Origin of the sequence: Bdellovibrio sp. (genome assembly GCF_047637665.1) — a bacterium.
In the GTDB taxonomy this organism is placed as follows: domain Bacteria; phylum Bdellovibrionota; class Bdellovibrionia; order Bdellovibrionales; family Bdellovibrionaceae; genus Bdellovibrio.
Map to the genome: position 1 here is coordinate 1 of NZ_JBLJBT010000038.1, position 18,627 is coordinate 18,627.

The 18,627-nt window shown below is 48.0% G+C and carries 18 protein-coding genes; 8 read left to right on the top strand and 10 right to left on the bottom strand.

Annotated elements, in window-relative coordinates; all coding sequences use genetic code 11:
• Positions 1-99: 99 nt before the first annotated feature.
• From ACM64D_RS12530 to ACM64D_RS12575, 10 genes are all read right to left on the bottom strand, one after another.
• Positions 100-789 (bottom strand): hypothetical protein, encoded by a 690-nt coding sequence (locus ACM64D_RS12530; protein ID WP_415063561.1) that lies wholly within the window; start codon positions 787-789, stop codon positions 100-102.
• A 33-nt stretch (positions 790-822) separates the two neighbouring features.
• Entirely contained in the window at positions 823-1,464 is a 642-nt protein-coding gene (locus ACM64D_RS12535; protein WP_415063562.1) for a sulfite exporter TauE/SafE family protein, read from the bottom strand.
• Positions 1,461-2,864: a cytochrome c oxidase accessory protein CcoG gene (ccoG, locus tag ACM64D_RS12540; protein ID WP_415063563.1), complete on the bottom strand. Its 1,404-nt coding sequence runs from the start codon at positions 2,862-2,864 to the stop codon at positions 1,461-1,463. Before ccoG ends, ACM64D_RS12535 begins: the two co-directional genes overlap by 4 nt.
• Positions 2,865-2,873: 9 nt before the next feature.
• Positions 2,874-3,449, bottom strand: coding sequence for a cbb3-type cytochrome c oxidase N-terminal domain-containing protein (locus tag ACM64D_RS12545; protein WP_415063564.1), 576 nt, complete (start codon positions 3,447-3,449; stop codon positions 2,874-2,876).
• Between the two features lies 1 nt (position 3,450).
• Entirely contained in the window at positions 3,451-3,615 is a 165-nt protein-coding gene (locus ACM64D_RS12550; protein WP_415063565.1) for a cbb3-type cytochrome oxidase subunit 3, read from the bottom strand.
• Entirely contained in the window at positions 3,612-5,735 is a 2,124-nt protein-coding gene (gene ccoN, locus ACM64D_RS12555; RefSeq protein ID WP_415063566.1) for a cytochrome-c oxidase, cbb3-type subunit I, read from the bottom strand. The genes ACM64D_RS12550 and ccoN overlap by 4 nt, the downstream gene beginning before the upstream one ends.
• On the bottom strand, positions 5,732-5,887 hold the full coding sequence (ccoS, locus tag ACM64D_RS12560) for a cbb3-type cytochrome oxidase assembly protein CcoS (RefSeq protein WP_415063567.1): 156 nt from the start codon (positions 5,885-5,887) through the stop codon (positions 5,732-5,734). The genes ccoN and ccoS overlap by 4 nt, the downstream gene beginning before the upstream one ends.
• Positions 5,884-8,157 carry a heavy metal translocating P-type ATPase gene (locus tag ACM64D_RS12565; protein ID WP_415063568.1) on the bottom strand — a complete coding sequence of 758 codons (2,274 nt, stop codon included), beginning with the start codon at positions 8,155-8,157 and terminating at the stop codon, positions 5,884-5,886. The genes ccoS and ACM64D_RS12565 overlap by 4 nt, the downstream gene beginning before the upstream one ends.
• A 187-nt stretch (positions 8,158-8,344) precedes the next feature.
• Complete coding sequence (locus ACM64D_RS12570; protein WP_415063569.1) at positions 8,345-9,049, bottom strand: Crp/Fnr family transcriptional regulator; 705 nt, start codon at positions 9,047-9,049, stop codon at positions 8,345-8,347.
• Between the two features lie 15 nt (positions 9,050-9,064).
• Entirely contained in the window at positions 9,065-9,799 is a 735-nt protein-coding gene (locus tag ACM64D_RS12575) for a hypothetical protein (RefSeq protein WP_415063570.1), read from the bottom strand.
• A 114-nt stretch (positions 9,800-9,913) separates the two neighbouring features.
• Between ACM64D_RS12575 and ACM64D_RS12580 the strand changes: the two genes are divergently transcribed.
• The 8 genes from ACM64D_RS12580 to ACM64D_RS12615 all read left to right on the top strand — a co-directional run bounded on the left by ACM64D_RS12580 (position 9,914) and on the right by ACM64D_RS12615 (position 18,617).
• Positions 9,914-10,768 (top strand): DUF1524 domain-containing protein, encoded by an 855-nt coding sequence (locus tag ACM64D_RS12580; RefSeq protein WP_415063571.1) that lies wholly within the window; start codon positions 9,914-9,916, stop codon positions 10,766-10,768.
• Between the two features lie 9 nt (positions 10,769-10,777).
• A complete protein-coding gene (locus ACM64D_RS12585; RefSeq protein ID WP_415063572.1) occupies positions 10,778-11,689 on the top strand; it encodes an ADP-ribosylglycohydrolase family protein in 912 nt (303 codons plus the stop codon).
• A 103-nt stretch (positions 11,690-11,792) separates the two neighbouring features.
• Positions 11,793-13,082 (top strand): putative Na+/H+ antiporter, encoded by a 1,290-nt coding sequence (locus tag ACM64D_RS12590; RefSeq protein WP_415063573.1) that lies wholly within the window; start codon positions 11,793-11,795, stop codon positions 13,080-13,082.
• Between the two features lie 116 nt (positions 13,083-13,198).
• Entirely contained in the window at positions 13,199-13,966 is a 768-nt protein-coding gene (locus ACM64D_RS12595; protein ID WP_415063574.1) for a TIGR02147 family protein, read from the top strand.
• A 53-nt stretch (positions 13,967-14,019) separates the two neighbouring features.
• Positions 14,020-14,997, top strand: a complete 978-nt coding sequence (locus ACM64D_RS12600; RefSeq protein WP_415063575.1) for a hypothetical protein — start codon at positions 14,020-14,022, stop codon at positions 14,995-14,997.
• Positions 14,998-15,138: 141 nt separating this feature from the next.
• Positions 15,139-15,399, top strand: coding sequence for a hypothetical protein (locus tag ACM64D_RS12605; RefSeq protein ID WP_415063576.1), 261 nt, complete (start codon positions 15,139-15,141; stop codon positions 15,397-15,399).
• Positions 15,392-17,866: a hypothetical protein gene (locus ACM64D_RS12610; RefSeq protein WP_415063577.1), complete on the top strand. Its 2,475-nt coding sequence runs from the start codon at positions 15,392-15,394 to the stop codon at positions 17,864-17,866. Before ACM64D_RS12605 ends, ACM64D_RS12610 begins: the two co-directional genes overlap by 8 nt.
• 163 nt (positions 17,867-18,029) lie before the next feature.
• A complete protein-coding gene (locus tag ACM64D_RS12615) occupies positions 18,030-18,617 on the top strand; it encodes a hypothetical protein (RefSeq protein WP_415063578.1) in 588 nt (195 codons plus the stop codon).
• Positions 18,618-18,627: the final 10 nt, after the last annotated feature.

Genomic DNA, 18,627 nt, shown 5'->3' on the forward strand with positions numbered 1-18,627 from the left:
CTAAACTCAGGGTATTCCCTTTTATTTAAAAGTCCACTTTTTGGGGTACAGATCATATGAACTCTCCTTCTTTAAATAACCTTGTTGATTGTCAATGAACTAGAATGCGTAACCAAGTCGGATGACGGCGTGAGGAAGAACCTGCTTCCCTAATTTTTCAGCCAGGTCCGTGACATCTTTTTTGTTTTTAATATATTCGGGATCATTTAAGACGATGGCGTTGAGATTGCTATCATCGACTTCCACTTTCGTTGAAAGAGGAATTTGGGCTCCGACTTCAACGCCGAAATTAAGACCTGAATTGAATTGCCAAAACCATCCGACTTTGGGAGTTGCAAAGGTATTGCCTACGCGAATCTCTGCCGTTGCCGTTTCCCCAGAATACACAGCCGTTTTCTTCGCCGTCACGCCTTGGGACCCCAAAGCGCCCGCGATATAAAAGGAGCTTGTGAAAGGGTGATAGCGTCCTTCGATCGCAACACTTCCTAAGGAGACTTCCTCTTTGTCATTCAATTCATCCTTGGGGCGATACCCAAAGGCACCAAAATCCAACGCCATAGACCACGTGCGCGATTGATCCAGGTATTCAATGCCGCCATTAAGAACATGAGGGGCTCCGAATCCGCCATAAACTCCCCAAAGGCTGCGAGGCCATTCGCGAGTAGAACTTGGCGTGACTGCTTCCTGGGCCATTTCTGTTGGTGCAGCCTCAGAAGACTCTTCCTGAGCCCAGGCGGTGGTTGATAAAGTAAGAGCGACAAATGATGAAAATAAAAGAGTGTGTTTCATAGACTTTAAAGTCTAAACAATGAGGACTTATTTTCAATGGAAAAACATGAAGCTGGCCAGAGAGTAGAGTCCAGAGACGACCAAAACCAGACCGGCAATCTTCTGTTGTCGAAGCCCTGCAGATTGGACGGTTTTGCGAACCATAAATGGAACAGCACTCAGAGTGGGGAGTCCCCCCAGCCAGAAAAGAAAAAGCGTCAGTGCGCCCGCCCAGGGACTTTTTGTGGCGATAGCGGCAAGGACGTAAGTGTAAAGCCAACCGCAAGGAAGAAAGGCGGTAAGGAGTCCCACGCTAAAACCAGAACGCCCGATGTGAAAAGCCTGCGCTTTTTTGATGTAACCCAAGGCGCGATGCCCCCAGGACCATTGGTTTACTTTTTCAGAAAGAAGTTTTGGAAAGATCATCGAAAGGCCTGTGCCCAAGAGGATCAGCGCCAAGAGTCCGCTAGAGATCCAACGAAGGGCCACAAAATCACTATTTAAAAAAACCTGACCCACACCTCCAGCGATGGTGCCTAGCAAGGTGTAAGAAATAAGGCGCCCCAGATTGTAGGACCAAAGACTTTTTCGGGTGCTCATCAGGGTGGCGATCGGACCACACATTCCCGCACAGTGCCAGCTTCCAAAAAAACTTGAGGAAAGAATGCCCAATGCGAGAAAAGTGGTTGAGATCACTGTTTCGGTCCTACCAAGATCAGATCTCTTTGTGAGGTGTAACCTTTTTCGCTTAGGAGATCGCGAATTTGGAGTTTGGCTTTAATCTGCCCTTTGGGGTCGAACAAACTTGGTTTTACTCTGATAAAGAAATACCACTCTCGGAACTCGCCGGGCTTCAAAGAGACCGGATTTTCAGCGACGGTGAGTTCGACACCTGTTTCAATGAATTCAGGGGGAAGTGTCAGGAAGTAAAGGGCCGGGGCTTGTCCCTGATTTTGAATGTGAACTCGGAATTGATTCAATACCAACTCTTCGTTATTGGCACCTTTAACGAAGGAGTAGGGAAGTCCACGACCACGAAGAATTGTAAAGTCAGCCGGCTCGCGGGTGACAATGGCATAAGTGAGGCCACCGATCAGAGCCAGAATCGCAATCATATAGAGAATCGAGCGAGGTTTAAAAAGAGAGATCTTGCTGCCATCCAAGGTGTCATAGCGAATAAGCCCTGTGGGTTTTTTCACTTTCGTCATGATTTCGTCGCAGGCATCAATACAAGAAGTACAAGCGATGCACTCCATTTGCAGACCATTGCGAATATCAATTCCAGTTGGGCACACTTGCACGCAGCGATTGCAGGCAACGCAGTCTCCGGTTTTTTCGCCCGGCTGAGCCGTGCCTTTACGGGGTTCTCCGCGTTGTACGTCATAGACGACAGCTAAAGATTTTTGATCAAGAAGAACGGATTGAATACGTCCATAAGGACACATGATCACGCAGAACTGCTCGCGGAACCAGCCAAAGTCAAAAAGAACAGCGGCGGTAAAGAAAACCACCAATGTGAAGTAGGTGAGATTTTCAGAAGGAGAGTTTTGAACCATCTCCAAAAGCTCTTTGGCACCGATGAAGTACGCCATAAAACTGTGAGCGATCAAAGAGGAAACAAGAGTAAAGAGGATCCATTTCGAAGTGGTTTTAAAAAACTTCTCAGAGGTCAGGGGTCCGTCACGAAGTTGGCGTCTTTTGATATAAGAGCCTTCCACCCATTGTTCAATACGACGGAAGACAGCATCGATAAAAACGGTTTGTGGGCAAGCCCAACCGCACCAAACACGTCCCCAAATAGAGGTGACAAAAGCCAACCCTAAAGTCAGCGCACCTAAAATGAAAAAGAGAAGGGGAGTATCGTGGGCGTGGAACATGGCCCCAAAGAGAGAGAATTCTCTTTGGGGGATGTTTAGTAGAACTGTTTGATAGCCATTGATGGTTGTCCAGGGAATGGCCAAGAAGATGATCAGAAGAACAATCTGAGTCCAAGTCCTATGTCGTCGAAAAAATCCGGTTACTTCGGCGGGGATGATATAGATACGGTCCCCATTTTTGTCGACGCTTGTGAGTTTGCTTGGATCCAGATTGCTCATATCTTACCTTTACTTTGTCAAGTAGTCCTCAACGGGTTCTCCTTGAGGGGCTTTTGCTCCAGCAGGCTGAGTGCCTTTTTTAGAAAGAATGAACGCTGCTACGGCGTAGATTTCTTCTTTCTTCATTACCGGTCCCCATGGTGGCATTCCTTTTTCAGCAACACCTTCGCGGATCACCTTGACGATGTCCATGCGAGTTCCTTTTCCGTGGATCCAGTATTTATCCACTAGATCAGGACCGATTAGACCACCCAACTCGGGTCCGTGGCAAGAAGCACACTTAGCAGTATACTGCTCAGCGCCCAGGGCGACAACACCGTCTTTGGCAAAAGCGGCTTGCAAGGACTCCTCGGTTTCCATAGGAGCTGCGGAAGTCGCAGTCGCTTTGGTCTTGTCGATTTCCTGCATGGCCACGTTCAACTCTTCAGTCAAAGTTTTGCCTCCGCCACCCATTTCGTAATGGATGTAGTAAATAAAGGCAAAGATGATCGTGATAAAGAACGTCGCCAGCCACCAGGTAGGAAGCGGATTGTCGTGTTCAATGATGCCGTCGTATTCGTGAAATTTTTCTTGTTTGTCGCTCATGTTATTCTCCGTCCTGCAATGGTATCTGCTCCATCTTGTGATAAATTTCTGTGCTGGATTTGCGATAAACCCAGAACAGAACTCCCACGAAGAAGATGAAGAAAATCAGAAGGCCCATACCTGTCAAATGTGTGTCGGTAAAGTACTTCAATCCTTCTTGTTTCATTGCGCTTTCCCTTTCTGACCTAGGGCTTGCAGATAAGCGATCAAAGCGATGATCTCTTTCTTCTCAAGACCTTTTGGAGCCCCATTGGATTCCAGGTCCGCAGCGATTTGTTGCGCTTGCTTTTGAGCATGGATGTCAGCGTTTGCGACCACGTCGTCAGCGTAAGGAACACCCACCATTTTCATGACAGAGAGTTTTTTACGAAGAGACAAGAAGTCCGCGTCTTTTTCAGCCAACCAAGGATAGCTAGGCATGATAGACTTCGGAGTCACCGCACGAGGGTCGACCATGTGGCTATAGTGCCATAGGTTCGGATACTTCTTACCAACGCGAGCCAGATCCGGTCCCGTACGCTTAGAACCCCATTGGAACGGATGATCGTGCATAGACTCTTCAATAGTTGAAGGTTTTCCGTAACGAAGAACTTCCGCAGCGATCGGGCGAATTTGTTGAGAGTGGCAAACGTAACAGCCTTCTTTTACGTACACATCACGGCCCGCAAGCTCAAGTGGAGTGTAAGGATCTGTGATGCTGTCAGGTCTGACATACTTATGCAAAGACAGAGTTGGATAGATCTCGATGACCGAGCCGACTGCGATCGCAAGGAACGCAAGAACAGAGAACAAGAAGCCCATACCTTCCAACTTACGGTGAGCAGTGCCGCCCACTTCGTCGTAACCAGAACGAGCCACTTCGACGGCTTTTTCTTCCTGAGCTTTTGGAGCCAACTGAATGGTTTTGTAGATATTGTAACACATCAAGATAAAGCCGATGAGGAACAACAATCCACCCAATGCACGAACCCAGTAAAGAGGCACGATGCGGATCACAGTTTCAACGAAGTCAGGGTAAACGAGGTTCCCTTGTCCGTCGATTGCACGCCACATAAGACCTTGAGTGATACCCGCTACAACCATGGAGATGTAGTAAAGAAGGATACCAGTCAGACCCAACCAGAAGTGGTTTTCAAGAAGCTTTTTAGAGTAAAGCTGAGTTTTCCAAAGGCGGGGAACGAGATAGTAGATCATTCCAAAGCCCAAGAAACCGTTCCATCCAAGCGCACCGGCGTGAACGTGTCCGATGATCCAGTCAGTGTAGTGACCCAAAGAGTTCACAGACTTGATGGAAAGAAGAGGTCCTTCGAAAGTCGACATACCGTAGAACGTGATGGCGGCGACAAAGAACTTGATCAAAGGTTCTGTTTTCAAAAGATGCCAAGAACCTTTCAAAGTCAAAAGACCGTTGATCATACCACCCCAAGAAGGAGCCCACAACATCACGGAGAAGATCATTCCCAGAGTTTGTGCCCATTCAGGCATGGAAGTGTAAAGAAGATGGTGAGGTCCTGCCCAGATATAGATGAAAACCAACGCCCAGAAGTGAATGATCGAAAGGCGGTAAGAATACACCGGACGATTCGCTGCTTTAGGTACGTAGTAATACATCAAACCAAGGAAGGGAGTTGTCAGGAAGAACGCCACGGCGTTATGTCCGTACCACCATTGAACCAAGGCATCCTGGATCCCTGCGTACACTGGATAAGAGTGCAAGAAGGAAACAGGGATTGCGATAGAGTTCACGATGTGCAGAACTGCTACCGTGATGATGGTCGCAATATAGAACCAGATCGCCACGTACATGTGTTTTTCACGACGTTGACGGATGGTCATAAAGAAGTTCAGACCAAAGATCACCCACACAACCGCGATAGCGATATCAATCGGCCATTCAAGTTCAGCGTACTCTTTCCCGTGAGAATAGCCCAAAGGAAGTGTGATCGCTGCAGCAACGATGATAAGCTGCCATCCCCAGAAGTGCATTTTTGAAAGCAAGTCTGAGAACATGCGTGTTTTTAAAAGTCTTTGAGAGGAGTGATAGATCCCCGCAAAGATCGCGTTCCCCGCGAACGCAAAGATTGCCGCATTGGTATGCAGCGGGCGCAGACGACCAAACGTGATCCATTCAAGGTTCGCGTTCAGAGGCCAATACGCCAGTTGAAGGGCTGCGATAAGACCAAATAAGAAGGCCGCACCCGCCCAAACCATAGTCGCAAGAGTAAACTTTTTGACGATGTCATCATCGTAAAAAATCTTCTCGATGAGATTTCCTGTTGTTTTCACAATTGTTTCCTTTCGTTGTCATCATTTAGAATTCTATGCGCAGGAGTCTCTAGGTCATCAAATTGACCTTTGGAAGTGGCCCAGAGAAAGGCGGAGACAAAGCCTATTCCCAGCAAAAGAGCCATTGGAATCATAATCACAATAATATTCATCGGAACCCCCACAAGGTCGATAGAATAATCGCCACGGAACTAATGGGCATTAGGATAGCGGCCATCATCGGGTTGATAAAGCCCAGCAATGCAAGGCCACCGCCTAAGGTGTTGTACACCAACGAGATAGTCAGGTTGCGAACCAGTACGCGACGTGTTTGTTCTGAAAGTTGAATCAGATCAAACAGGGGAGTCAGGCCTCCACGAGTGAAATAGACATCCGCACTGTTCAGGCTTAAGTCCACACTGCCTTTGACGGCAATACCCACGTCCGCCGACTTCAAACTGAGAGAATCATTCGCACCGTCCCCAATCATGCATGTATTGCGGTACTGATCGACGATTTCCTTTTTGTCTTCAGGGAAGAGTTCCCCATGAGAGTTCTCTCTTGGGATGCCACAGATGTCCGCCACTTGATAAACGCGGGATTTTTTGTCGCCAGAAAGCAGATAACATTGGATCCCTTTTTCTTGCAGCTTCTTTACGGCCGAAGGCGAGTCGGGGCGCAATGTATCCATGAAGTAAAGGCGGCAGATGCTATCGTGACCGCGAATCACTTCAATCGCTGTTTCGGCTTCATGAGTGCTTTCAGCCAAATGACGAATCTCGTATTGAACCCCGTCAATCGTGCCGCGCACACCGCGCCCCAGGATCTCTTGCGCGTCTTGCACTTCATAGAGGGCTGCGGGGTGAGGCCAGGCTTTACGAAGAGCAAAAGCGATCGGGTGATAGGACGGAGCTTCCAGGCTGAGGATGATCTTTTGAATATCCTGAGGAACCATGGAGGGCTCCGAGTGAGAGAATTGCAAACTGCCCTCGGTCAAAGTCCCGGTCTTATCAAAGAAGACATTTTTAATTTGCAGCATTCTTTCAAGGCTGGTGGCGTCCTTCAGAAGGATGCCGCCTTTCTGCGCCTTTTTAAGAGCAAGACCAAAGGTCAAAGGCGACCCAAAGGCTAAAGCACAAGGGCAAGCCAACACAATCAACGCCAAAGAGCGATTGAACGCTTCGGTGGCATTGATGTTCATATAGATAAGGAAGAAAAGGGCGGCGATTGAAAAGACGACAACAATCAACTTTTGCGCAAGTCGATCGGTCAACGCAATGAACTTACTTTTTGCCAAGGCGCTATTGTCGAGCTGACGAAGAAGTTGGCCGAGCTTACTTTCCGTAAAGGGGATTTTCACTTTGACTAAGATCTCTTGGTCAAGGACTTGAGTTCCCGCAAAAATCGTCATGCCTTGAGAAAAAACCTTCGGCATGGACTCACCGTTAAACAAAGACATATCCACGGTTGCATGGGCCGAAAGAAGTTCGCAGTCAGAAGGCAGGGTTTGGCTGCGCTGGATTTTTAGAGTGTCACCGGTTTGGACGGAACTCCACGGGATGTCTTGTTCGGTCTCGTTTTGAATACGGCGGTACTTCGCCGTTTGGAAGAAGGACTTAATGCGTGAAGGGGACAAGTAGTTCTGTTGCACGCGCTTTAAAATGTAGCGAGCCGACAAGATGAAGAACATGAAGCTGGCCGTACTATCAAAGTAAATAGCTTCGTTGCCGATGATCAGGTTGTAGGAGGAAAGGAAGAATCCCGAAAGCATGGCGATGACAATCGGAAGATCGACATTGATAACTTTGTATTTAAGAGAGTTCCAAGCACCGCGATAAAAAGGAATGGCGCTATAAAAAAGTATGGGAAGGAATAGAAAAAAACTCAGCCAGTTGAAAATCTGAGCCCAAGATCCTGCCAAGCCCGCATAAACCGGGATCACAAAAAGCATGGTATTGCCGGCGCAAAAACCCGCGACCGCGATGCGGTTTAAGAAAGCTCTATTTTCAATTTTATATCTTTCCGCCAAGTTGTCTTGCTTAGAAAGAAGAGTGGGGTTGTAGCCAAGTTCTTTGATGACGTGAGCGACTTGCGCCAAAGAGGCAGAGTCAGAAAGCTTCACTGCCACCGTGGACTGCGCAAAGTTCACTCGTGCACTGAGGATCTCGGGATAAAACTCGGGAAGCTTTTCTAGAAGGTGAACACAGGAAGAACAGTGCAGACCTTCGGCGAAGAAAAGATAATCATACTCTGCATCTTGATCGTGGCGATAAAGATCGCGAAACTCTTTTTGATCAAAATAAGAGTAAGGGTTTACGCCCGCTTTGAGTACCGGCAGGGGGCCTACTCGCAACGCCAAAACTTCGCAAGCACTACAGCAGTAAGCTGCCCCGGTGGTGGGTACTCCACAATAACCACAATTATGTTGAGACAAGACCTCCATACATCACTCCAAATGCCCAAAGTATGTGGACAAGCAATAATCAAGTATATGATCCAAATCATGTCGCTTGGAATTTCTTGATTCTGATCAATTTTTATTGGGAAACAGACGAAAGGCAAGTTTTAGTCGGATTCAAAAGGCAAGATGCGCAACGAAAAGTTGCGCATGAAAAACAAGCTCATGTTTCTTAGCGAATCTCAGTGCGTTCGCGCAAAAGATCTCTTGAGAGAATACGAATGCTACGGCCATCCGTCTGGTCGATCAAACCTTCTTTTTCAAACTGAGAAAGAGTGCGAATGACAGTCTCAGGTGTTGTTCCCGCCCACTGCGCGATTTCACGACGTGTCCAGTTCTGATGTGCAAAATGCTCTTGAAGGAAAAGCAAAGCTTCCGCAATACGCTCGGAAGCTCCTTTGTCCATTTGGTCCATCCATTTTTCTTCAGCCATGCGCAAATCTTTTGAGATGTGCGACAAAAGTTTCATCGCCAAGTGAGGATAACTTTTGAAGATGTTCATGATATCGGCCTTAGGAATAAAACAAAGTTCGCAGTCTTCAACCGCCACAGCCGAAGCGTGATAAGGTTCTTGCGCGAAAAGAGAACGATAGCCCAAAGCGCCGCCCGGTCCAACAAGACGAAGCGTGTGAGCAGCTCCTGACGGAGACATCACTTCCAACTTCACAAGGCCTTCTTGAATCGTGAAAATTCCCAAGGGATCGTTGCCAGAATAAAAAATAACTTGTCCCGCTTTGAAACGACAAGTGACGCGCGCCTTTTCCACCATGAGCAAAACGTCAGGAGAAGAGCATAAGAGACTTTCATTGCGCATACCGCAGGTTTGGCAAGAAGACAGATTATGGACCGAGAGGGTGGACTCTTTTTTACTTGGCATAGTACGTATATACTATCAGAGAAGAAATCTTTCGTCATGAAAGTTTAACGATAGAGCCAGGTGCAACAATTCGTCGTCTTGGGGACCTTTGTAGAGGGGGGTATTAAGCCTCTGAGTCGCGAAAAGGGCCTCCGGAGAGAGATTCCAGGGGACTAAAACGGCTTCAAAAAGGCGCATAAACTCATATTCTGCCGGTGCGGACAAAGAGGACAGCATCGGAAGGTGGTCCCGCCGTTTGAAATATCCCAGCAAAATCGCCTTGAGGGTTTTCAGGAGATGGAGAGGGACGGAGTTCATGTCAGACATAAGGTAATGGAACTCCCCGGCGAATGTGGGGTCTTGAAGAAACATCTTTTGAATCTCCGGGAGTAAGGGGATCGAACGCCAACTCAAAGAACAGAAATGATCTACAAAAGCGTGGGGGCTTTCAAGCCTGGTCAAAGACTTGGCGTGGCGCAAAGGCGGGGGAAGATTTTTGCGCAGGACTTCCACAATCTGCGCGGAGGAGATCGAGTTGTGACCTTCAACAGGCCTGGAAAACTCTTGGTTGTGCGGGCCACCTAAGAAATCTTTGGGCCGACGAAGAAATGAAAACACGAAAATATAAGTGGCGGCCATCTCCACATCAGTGAGCAGACCTTGGCGCCAGAGTTCGATATAACTTTGCAGGCATTGATGTGCCAAAAGGCTTTGATTTTTGAGAAACTCATCATCCAAAAGACGATGACGAAAACGACCGGCACGTAACATAATCTCTGTTCTATTTAAATACCTAACGGAAGTCTAACAAATTACTCGTTGCCAAAGTGTGGTAAGGCCGAATCTAATGGGGAAACAACAAATCTCTAATGGATTGGAGACTTCATGAAGACCTCGCTTCTTATGATGCTGTTGCTGGTGGCTTTGTTTGCGCCGACGGATCGGGTGCAAGCTCAGGAAACATCGGGAAATGCGCAGTTTGATAACTATTATACCGTCAAAGAACAGTCTTCTCTTTCCAGTGAACCTTCCGTTTCAATAAATCCCGTGGACGCCGCCGAAAATTTTTGGGATCTCAGTGAAAACCTTCAAGAACTCACTGCTAAAATCTACTCCTTGCTTGATTTTGATAACCATAATGAGAAATACGGAAACGTCAACGAACCCTACAGTCGCAAAAAACATTTTGGAACCTGGATTCGAGATCGCCGAGATACTAAATGTTACAACACGCGAGCTAAAGTTCTTATCCGTGACTCCGCAGTGAATGTGAATTTCAACAGCAGCGGTTGCACGGTGGCTTCGGGAAAGTGGGCGGACCCTTATTCTGGAAGGGATTATACTCGCGCCAGTGATATTCAGATTGATCACTTCGTCCCACTAAAAAATGCTTACATCAGCGGTGCTTATAAATGGGACAAGGTGAAGCGTTGTCTTTATGCTAACTTTTTAGGGAATGACTTTCATCTTCTGCCGGTCTTTGGCAATGAAAATAGCCGCAAGGGGGATAGAACTCCCGAAGAATATATGCCTTTGAACCGAGCCTACAACTGCCAGTATTTGGCGCAGTGGCTGAAGGTGAAATTGATTTGGTCATTAGGGCTGACGCCGCCAGAAAAAGAAGCGATCCTTTCTTTGGTTCGCGACAATCACTGCAATAAAACTGAATTAAGTTATACGTCTCAAGAATTAGACCAACAAAGACGTTTTATTGCTGACAATATGAACCTCTGCCAGTAAGCAGAGGTCATGATCTACTCTCAAGAAAAAGTATTAGGAATGTTGTGGGGACTTCATGCCGGGGATTCCTTAGGGGCGCCCTTGGAGTTTTTGCCGCCGTCTGCGGTGTGGAACCAACACACCGAAATTGTCGGCGGTGGAAAATTCAATTGGAAGGCCGGGGAGGCGACGGATGACACGGATCTGATGCTTTGTGTGCTTCGCTCGATTGAAAATCCTCAGACATTTTCTTTTGATATTTTAAAACAAGAGATGTTGGTGTGGTTTGCAAGCGAACCGCCGGATATCGGGACGACCACCATCAAGGGGCTGCGCAATCTCAAGGCGGGTCTGCCATTGAGGGAATGTGGTTTTGTCGATGAGAAATTTCAAGGAAATGGTTCCATCATGCGAGTGGCCCCTTTGAGTCTTTTGGATGAACAGGTGGAGGGTGTCTATCAGGGACAGTCCATCGTGTCTTTGCAAGAGGTGTTAGAGACGCAGACGAAAATGACTCATGGTCATTCTTATTGTGTGGAGGCGGATCGTGTTTTGATCGCCGCGCTGAAAGCTGCGTTACAAGGAACCTCAAAGTCCGAAATTTACCAAGCGGCTTTGCAAGAGGCGCAAAAACAGTCTCGGCTGCTTTGGCAAAGAGTGCAAGACGTTCCGGCCTTTTCTTGGGAGACACTCCCGACTTCGGGATTTTGTTTTGACACTTTGTGTGCGGGGCTTTGGACATTTCTGAATTATGATAATTTGCAGGATTCCCTGGTGGCGATCGTCAATCGTGGAGATGATTCAGATTCCTGCGGTGCTGTGGCGGGAGCTTTGTGTGGAGCTTATTACGGAAGCTCCGCGATTCCGGAGCGTTGGCTTAAGACGCTGGAATTTCGTCATGAAATTGAGTCTCTCTTGAAGGCGAAAAAACTGTTTTGTTAGCTTGCGGTGTCAAGGAATAGCGATAAGTGGACTCGACGCAAAAACGAGCCCCTTGTTTCGGTTCTCATTGGCAGCTTCTTCCGAGTTTGATTAGGATGTTCTTATGACGTACACAACGATAGAACTTCTTGGAACGATATTTTTTGGTCTTGCAGTCATCCACACTTTTATGGTGGGAAGAATTTTGCAATGGTCCCATCACTTTCCCAAAGATTCGTTATGGAGCAACGTGCTTCATCTTTTGAGTGAAATCGAGGCGGTTTTTGCCATTTGGGCTTCGTTGTTCATGGTCATTTACATTGCCTTGGAAGGGTGGGGAGCTGCGATCTCCTATCAAACCTCACTGAACTTTGTAGAACCCTTCTTTATTTTTGCGATCATGGTGGTGTGTTCGACTCGGCCCATTTTGACGGCGGCTCGGCAAGGAATTTTAGTTATCAGTACGGCGATTCAAAAAGTTTTACGAACGCCTGCGGTGCTGACAGATCTTTTTGTGGTTCTGGTTTTGGGACCTTTAAGTGGAAGTTTTATCACCGAGCCCGCCGCCATGACAGTGACGGCTTTTATGCTGAACTCGATGTTGCAAAAAGAATCCAGTAAATTGATTTACGCTTTGATAGCGGTTCTTTTTGTGAACGTTTCCATTGGTGGAGCTTTGACTCCCTTTGCCGCGCCTCCGATTTTAATGGTGGCTCATAAGTGGAATTGGGACTTCGCCTTTGTTCTGACCCATTTTGGTTGGAAAAGTGCCGTGGCGATTTTCATCAACACAGCTTTTCTTGTGTGGATCTTCCGACGGGAGCTTTCGCAAAACTGTATCACCTTGCGGGAGGTGGAAACACGTTTGTCGGGCTCCCAAGCGCAGATTCCAGGTCCGGTGACTTGGGTTCATTTGGTTTTTTTGGCGGCGATTGTCGTGACGGGACACCATCAAAATGCCTTCCTGGGCCTCTTCTTGCTGTTCTTGGGTGTCGCCAGTGTGACTCAAAGATACCAGGACTCACTTCGTCTGAAAGAAAGTTTGCTGGTGTCGATGTTTTTGGGAGGCATTATTCAGTTTGGTGCTTTTCAAAAATGGTGGCTGGCGCCCCTCTTGGGAGGCATGAGTGATCTTCTTCTCTTTAAGGGCGCCGTGGGGCTTACGGCGATCACCGACAATGCGGCCTTAACCTATCTGGGATCGCAAGTGGAAACTTTAAGTGAATCCAGCAAATACGCTCTGGTGGCGGGGGCTATCGCCGGGGGGGGATTGACGATCATCGCCAATGCTCCTAATGCCGCGGGGTACTCGATCCTCAGCCACAAGTTTCCCGGCGGTATCAAACCTCTTAATTTGCTTATTGCTGCTCTGGCCCCCACGGTCGTCGCCATTGCCTGCCTCTGGTTGCTCTAGAAAGCGCTTAATTTCTTGCTGATGTGGCCATAGCGCAGGGAGTTAATGCAACATTCGTTTAAAAAAGGGGTTTGCTTTCTGTTGATACTGTTATGCGGCAGTGCTACTCACACGCCATGGCAAATGCTTTTCAAACGGCACTGGTAAATTTATTTGAAGATCGTAGGAAAAAGAATAAGCGATACTCTTTAAGAGCTTTCGCAAAGGACGCTCAAAAAGACCCCTCCTCCTTGAATCGAATTATGCAAGGAACTCGCATTCCTTCAGAAAAGGTCATTCGCGAGATCTCCCGAAAGCTGAAGTTTACGGATAAAGAACTGGAGATGTTTGTCCGAGACTGTAAGGTCTCAAGGCTGCATGAAAGGGAGTTGGCCTCTTTAAAACAGAGCGCCTTAAGAACTATTTCCCGTGATGAATTCAAATTGATTTCGGATTGGATCCATTTTGCAATCCTGGAGTGTCTGAATCTTAAAGATTTTGATCACACGGTCGAGTACATTGCCCGCCGTCTTTGTACGCCGGTTGAGGTCGTCGAAGAGGCTTTGGCGCGATTGATTCAATTGGAGTTTTTAAAGTTTGAGGACGGTCGGTATGAGCTTCTTAGCGGAAATACCAGCATCTTCCATTTGCGAAAATCAGACGAAGCAATGATGAAAATGCAGGGAGATCTTTTGGACGTGTCTAAGGAGGCGCTTATGAATGTGCCTCTGGAAGAGCGTCACCATAGCTCGTTGATTTTTTCATTCCGCTCCTCCGACCTTCCGGTCATCGCGGAACATCTTCGGGTCTTGAGAAAAAAATTGAATGACCAAAGTAATCAAACGAAGGGACGGGCCGATCAGGTTTATTGCATCAGCCTCTCCGTGGTTCCTCTGACAAAATAGTGTGTGGTGAAAAAATGAGATATTTATTCTGTCTATTGGTTTGTTTTTGGAGTGTGGCAGGGCGAGCAGAAAACGTCGTGATTCCTCAGGGACACGAGGCTTTCGGGGGCAGCGGAGCTGTGCTGGAGTTTCAACTGATCCTGAAGGATGTCATTCGCATTCTGGGAAAAGTGGGGCCCGCGGAGGAAATGCCGACCCCCGATTTTGTGAATCAACTCAAGACCTTGTCAGAGCATATGCAGGTTGTTGCCGTTGAGCGGACGATCTTGGATGGTCATGAAGTGGACGCCATCAACTACCCTCATGAATCTCCGGTGCGAATCGAAATTTCATTGTCACGCTGGCCTTTGATGAGTGAACAGGCACGTATGACGTTGGTGATTCACGAAGCTCTTCCGGCGTTGGGCTTGACCGATTTGGATTATCATCTGTCCATGGATTTGGCTCAGAAGATCTTTTCTTTTTTGAATGAGGGGCCTCGTTGGAAAGAAGAGATGGAGTACTCTCTCAAAGAGTGTTCACCGGCCAGCGGGGAAGCGATTTATCGTTTGCTTCAAGTTACTCACCAGGCACGAGAGAAGCGCGAGTATTTTTTTCGGCGCTCCTATGAAGTGGGTTGCGCCGCGGTCTTAGAAAAGCTCAGTCTTCGTGAAACGAATCCTTTGGCCCAAGAGATCGAGGGGCAAAGTTATCTGTTGTGGATGATAGAGCGTCTTTTAAAGTCCCCCCGACCTGAGTACTCAGAGAAACTGAGTTACTTCAAGGACGCCTTGCAGTTCCAGAATGATTTCAATGCCTCTTTTGTTTTAAGTCCTGAGGTGGAAGTCCGTGTTGTTGCGTACCTCGCTGTCCAAAATGATCTTCAGCGATTCGACAGGGTGGTGGCTCTGTGGAAGATCATTAGCGCTTCTTCTCGGTCACCGATTTGGATCAGTCAGCAGGACATCTATGAGGCCAGCTATTCCTGGAACTTGAATCTGGCCCAGGCCCTTGAGAGCTATCGAGCCCGTTGGTGGTCGAGCCAAGAGTGAACTTGGGGTGGAGCTTGCATGGGCTCCAATACTGAGCCTGTAGCTTCCAAGACTGATATAGGCGCTACAGAATGTTGTCTTATTTAAAATCAAACGTACATTCGTCTTTAGTGGGAATTGCGGGACTCCGATAAGTCCCTTATGAGGACTGGTGCGTTGTTCTTGGCATTTCTACTGACCGGCTGTTCGCTGGATGCAAGCTTGATAGAGCCTCGCTCCTTAACCTCCCCGCAAGATCAAACAGACCCAAGTTTAAAAATACAACGAACCTCTCCTGATTTCATTTCAGGGGAAGTTGTGACCACCGGAAACGGCGTGGTCATGATGGGAATCTTTGGCGAGATTTCAGAAAAAAAGACATTGTCCAATGGTGTGACCATTGAGGGAGCCTTCTATGAATAGGTCATTTCTATTAACCCTGGCGATGTTGAGTTTTCTGGTGTCCCCCAAAGCGATGGCACAGGCTCATAAGGGTATCAGCTTTCAAGGTGTTATTAAGTTGCCTTCCGGCGAATATCCCACGCGAGCGGGTTTGACGGTGACGGCACGAATTCTTTCTCCGAATGATTGTATTCTGCGTGAAGAGCGCTTTAGCGGTGTGAATCTTTCCAATGGTTATATTAATCTGGCGATCGGAACCGGGGTGGCGAGTGGGTATGATCCCGGATTTTCAATGAAGAAGATCATGGACAACTCCGCGAGCATCGCAAATCTGACGTGTCTGCATGCAGATGGCAGCGTCAACAATCTGGTGACGAACTTTGATCCGACTATGACCAGTGGAGCCCGCAAACTTCGCGTGAGCCTGGTGATTGATTCAACACCGGTTGATGCAGATTTCAATATGCGCTCTATGGCTTTCGCGGTGAACGCCGAAAGCCTTGATGGTAAAACGAAAAGTGATTTCATTCAGGCTTCGGGATCTTTGACTCAGGCCCGTCTTGAGGATTTTATCAGTGCGATCACTTCGGCTTCGGGAAGTTCCGTGATGTGGAACGGTTCAAGTTTTGTGACTTATGATCCGGTTGCGAGCAATTCTATTCCAGATTCCGCCATCGGAGGGTTGTCTTATAGCAAGTTGACGAGTGTGCCGACACCGGTTTCCGAGATCGGAGCCCTTTCTTGCGCCAACGGTGAAATTCTGAAGAAGGTGTCCGGCCAGTGGGCCTGTGCTTATGAAAGTGGCGTGGGGCTTGAGAGTGATCCCACCGTTCAGACGTTTGCCAAAAATGCTCCAGGCGCAGGGCTTGAAGTTGCAGGAAGTAATTTGCAAGTAAAGATGAATGATGTGCGTCTGAATGCAACAGGGACTTGGGGCATTCATATCACCGGGAATGCGGCAACGGCGACGACGGCGACCAGCTTTTCAGGATCTTTGGTCGGTGATGTCACGGGCACTCAAGGCGTCACCAAAGTAGAAAAACTGCAAGGCAACGCGGTGGCTTCAGGGGTTCCCGCAGATGGCCTTCTGACATGGAATACGACGTTGACTCGTTGGGAGGCGGTGAATCCTCCGACGTGTTCAGGAGCACAAGTTCTTGTGTGGTCTTCGGCTTCGGACAGTTTTTCTTGTCAAAGCATTTCGATTACAAAATCTCAAGTGAGTGATTTCCCGACCTTGGGTTCTTTGGCAGGGAAGTCGTCTGTGGATTTATCAACGACCGAGGCAACGGGAACCTTAGCTGCGGGGCGAATGCCAGCATTGTCAGGAGACGTGACATCGACGGTGGGCACGACCACAACGAGCATTTCAAATTTGGCGCGAACAAAATTGGCACTGGGAACGGCAAACCATGTTGTGATCAACAGTGGAACGGGAGCTCTTTCCAGTGAAGCACAACTGGCGATTTCTCGTGGGGGAACGGGGGCCGCGACGAAGGCGACCGCCTTTAATGCCCTTTCTCCCAATACCACTAAAGGGGATATTATCTATTTTGATGGCGCCAACAATGTGCGCTTGCCTGCGGGGACAAAGGATCAGACTTTGATTATGGATTCAACGGGAGTTCCGAAGTGGGATACAAGATTTATTCGTCCGACAAATCTGGCAGTCACGCAGACAATCACAGGCGGAGCAGCTTTCAGTGTGTCTTGGACGGGAGGCGTGGGAAATGGGAACTGCCTTCTTCAATATTCGGGAGACAACGGAACAACATGGACTAACTTTGGGGCCACGACTTATAACTGCGATGCGGACGTGACGGCCTCGTTGAATGTTATGACGACTTTGGGAGCCAGTTTTTTAGGACACGCTTGGACCTCGATTCCTCTAAGATTGGTTGCGGCCAGCGCGGGCAGTGCCGTGGAAGATGTGGTCATAGCGAAATTCCCTTCAGGATTGGCCTGTGCCGGTTATGAACCATCGCAAGCATCATTAGCCGCAGCAAATGCAGTGGATGCTGACTGTAATGGGGTTTTTAATAACTATATTCTTGCGAGTTTTAATGTGTCTTGTGGGAAGGCAGCTCCGTTGACTTTTGGGGTGACCTTACCGGCGACGGGAACCTGTGGTGTGGCGGAAGGATATGTTCGTTCTTGGACTGGAGTTCCCTGGAACTCGTACAATTGGGACATCGGCGCTGTGGTTGTTCGAGGATATTCTAATTCAACGTGTACAACCTATGTCGGAGACTTCAGCATCTATCGAACCCTGCAAAGTGGAGTGGATACACTCCCTGCCAATGTCCCCAGTGCGGGATTCATCGCGGGGTCGCCTTGGGGAGGCGGAGGACTCCTCACCCTTTCAGGAACAGCTTGCGTTTCCTTGGGAGCTGCTTGCGCTCCTTGTTATTACAAGCAGCCCGGTATGACCGCCTGGGCGTCGGGTGGCGGGGCAGGCTATTCGGGCAGCATGAATGCGTATTGGTAAAATAGGGCTTCCTATTCTTTTATTCCTGTCGATTGCGCACGCAGAGCCGCAATGCATTTCTGCTTGTGTAGAAAAAAACTGTCGAAAGGCGGCGTCTGGCTTTTCAAAAGAATGTCGAAACTACTGTTCAGACAGTTGTTTCCTTGGCGATCCAAAGAGCTTCTTGCGAAATCATAAAAACTCCAAACACTCTCCCGAAAGTCTTTTGGTGCAGTTCTCAGAACAGTGTGAGGCCGTTACGACTGAGACTGAAAATCAAACATACTGCTTTCAGTGTCTGTGCAAAAATGGCTCTTGGGACTATCTCAAAGACTCGGCGGGAAAGCCGGTCCTTCAGTCGCTGTGCAAGGGAACTGGTGCTGAGGCAAAGATCTGCATTAAGAATGACTCTTTGTTGATTCGCGAAAAATATATTCTGCAACTTCAAGAACCATTCTTTAGCACTCTGGTGGCGGAGAATCTGAATCATGAAAAGAACGTCCCAGTTCAGAAGATTCTGACAGATCGAAAACAAATCGGCGTGATGCAAAAAAGATGGCCGCGAGAGGTTTTGTATAGGGAAAGTCTCAGATCCGCTAATATGGCAGCGCTGGCAAAAAGAATCGCGGTTTCTGAAAGAACGCGGCATCTCTCCGGGAAGTCCAAGGAGAGCTCCGCCATGGAATATGTGAATTCAAAAAAAGAAGATTTGTTTTTAATTATCAAAAATAAATATCTAGAAAAAATCCAGGACCACTATTTTGTCGAATGATTTTGAACTC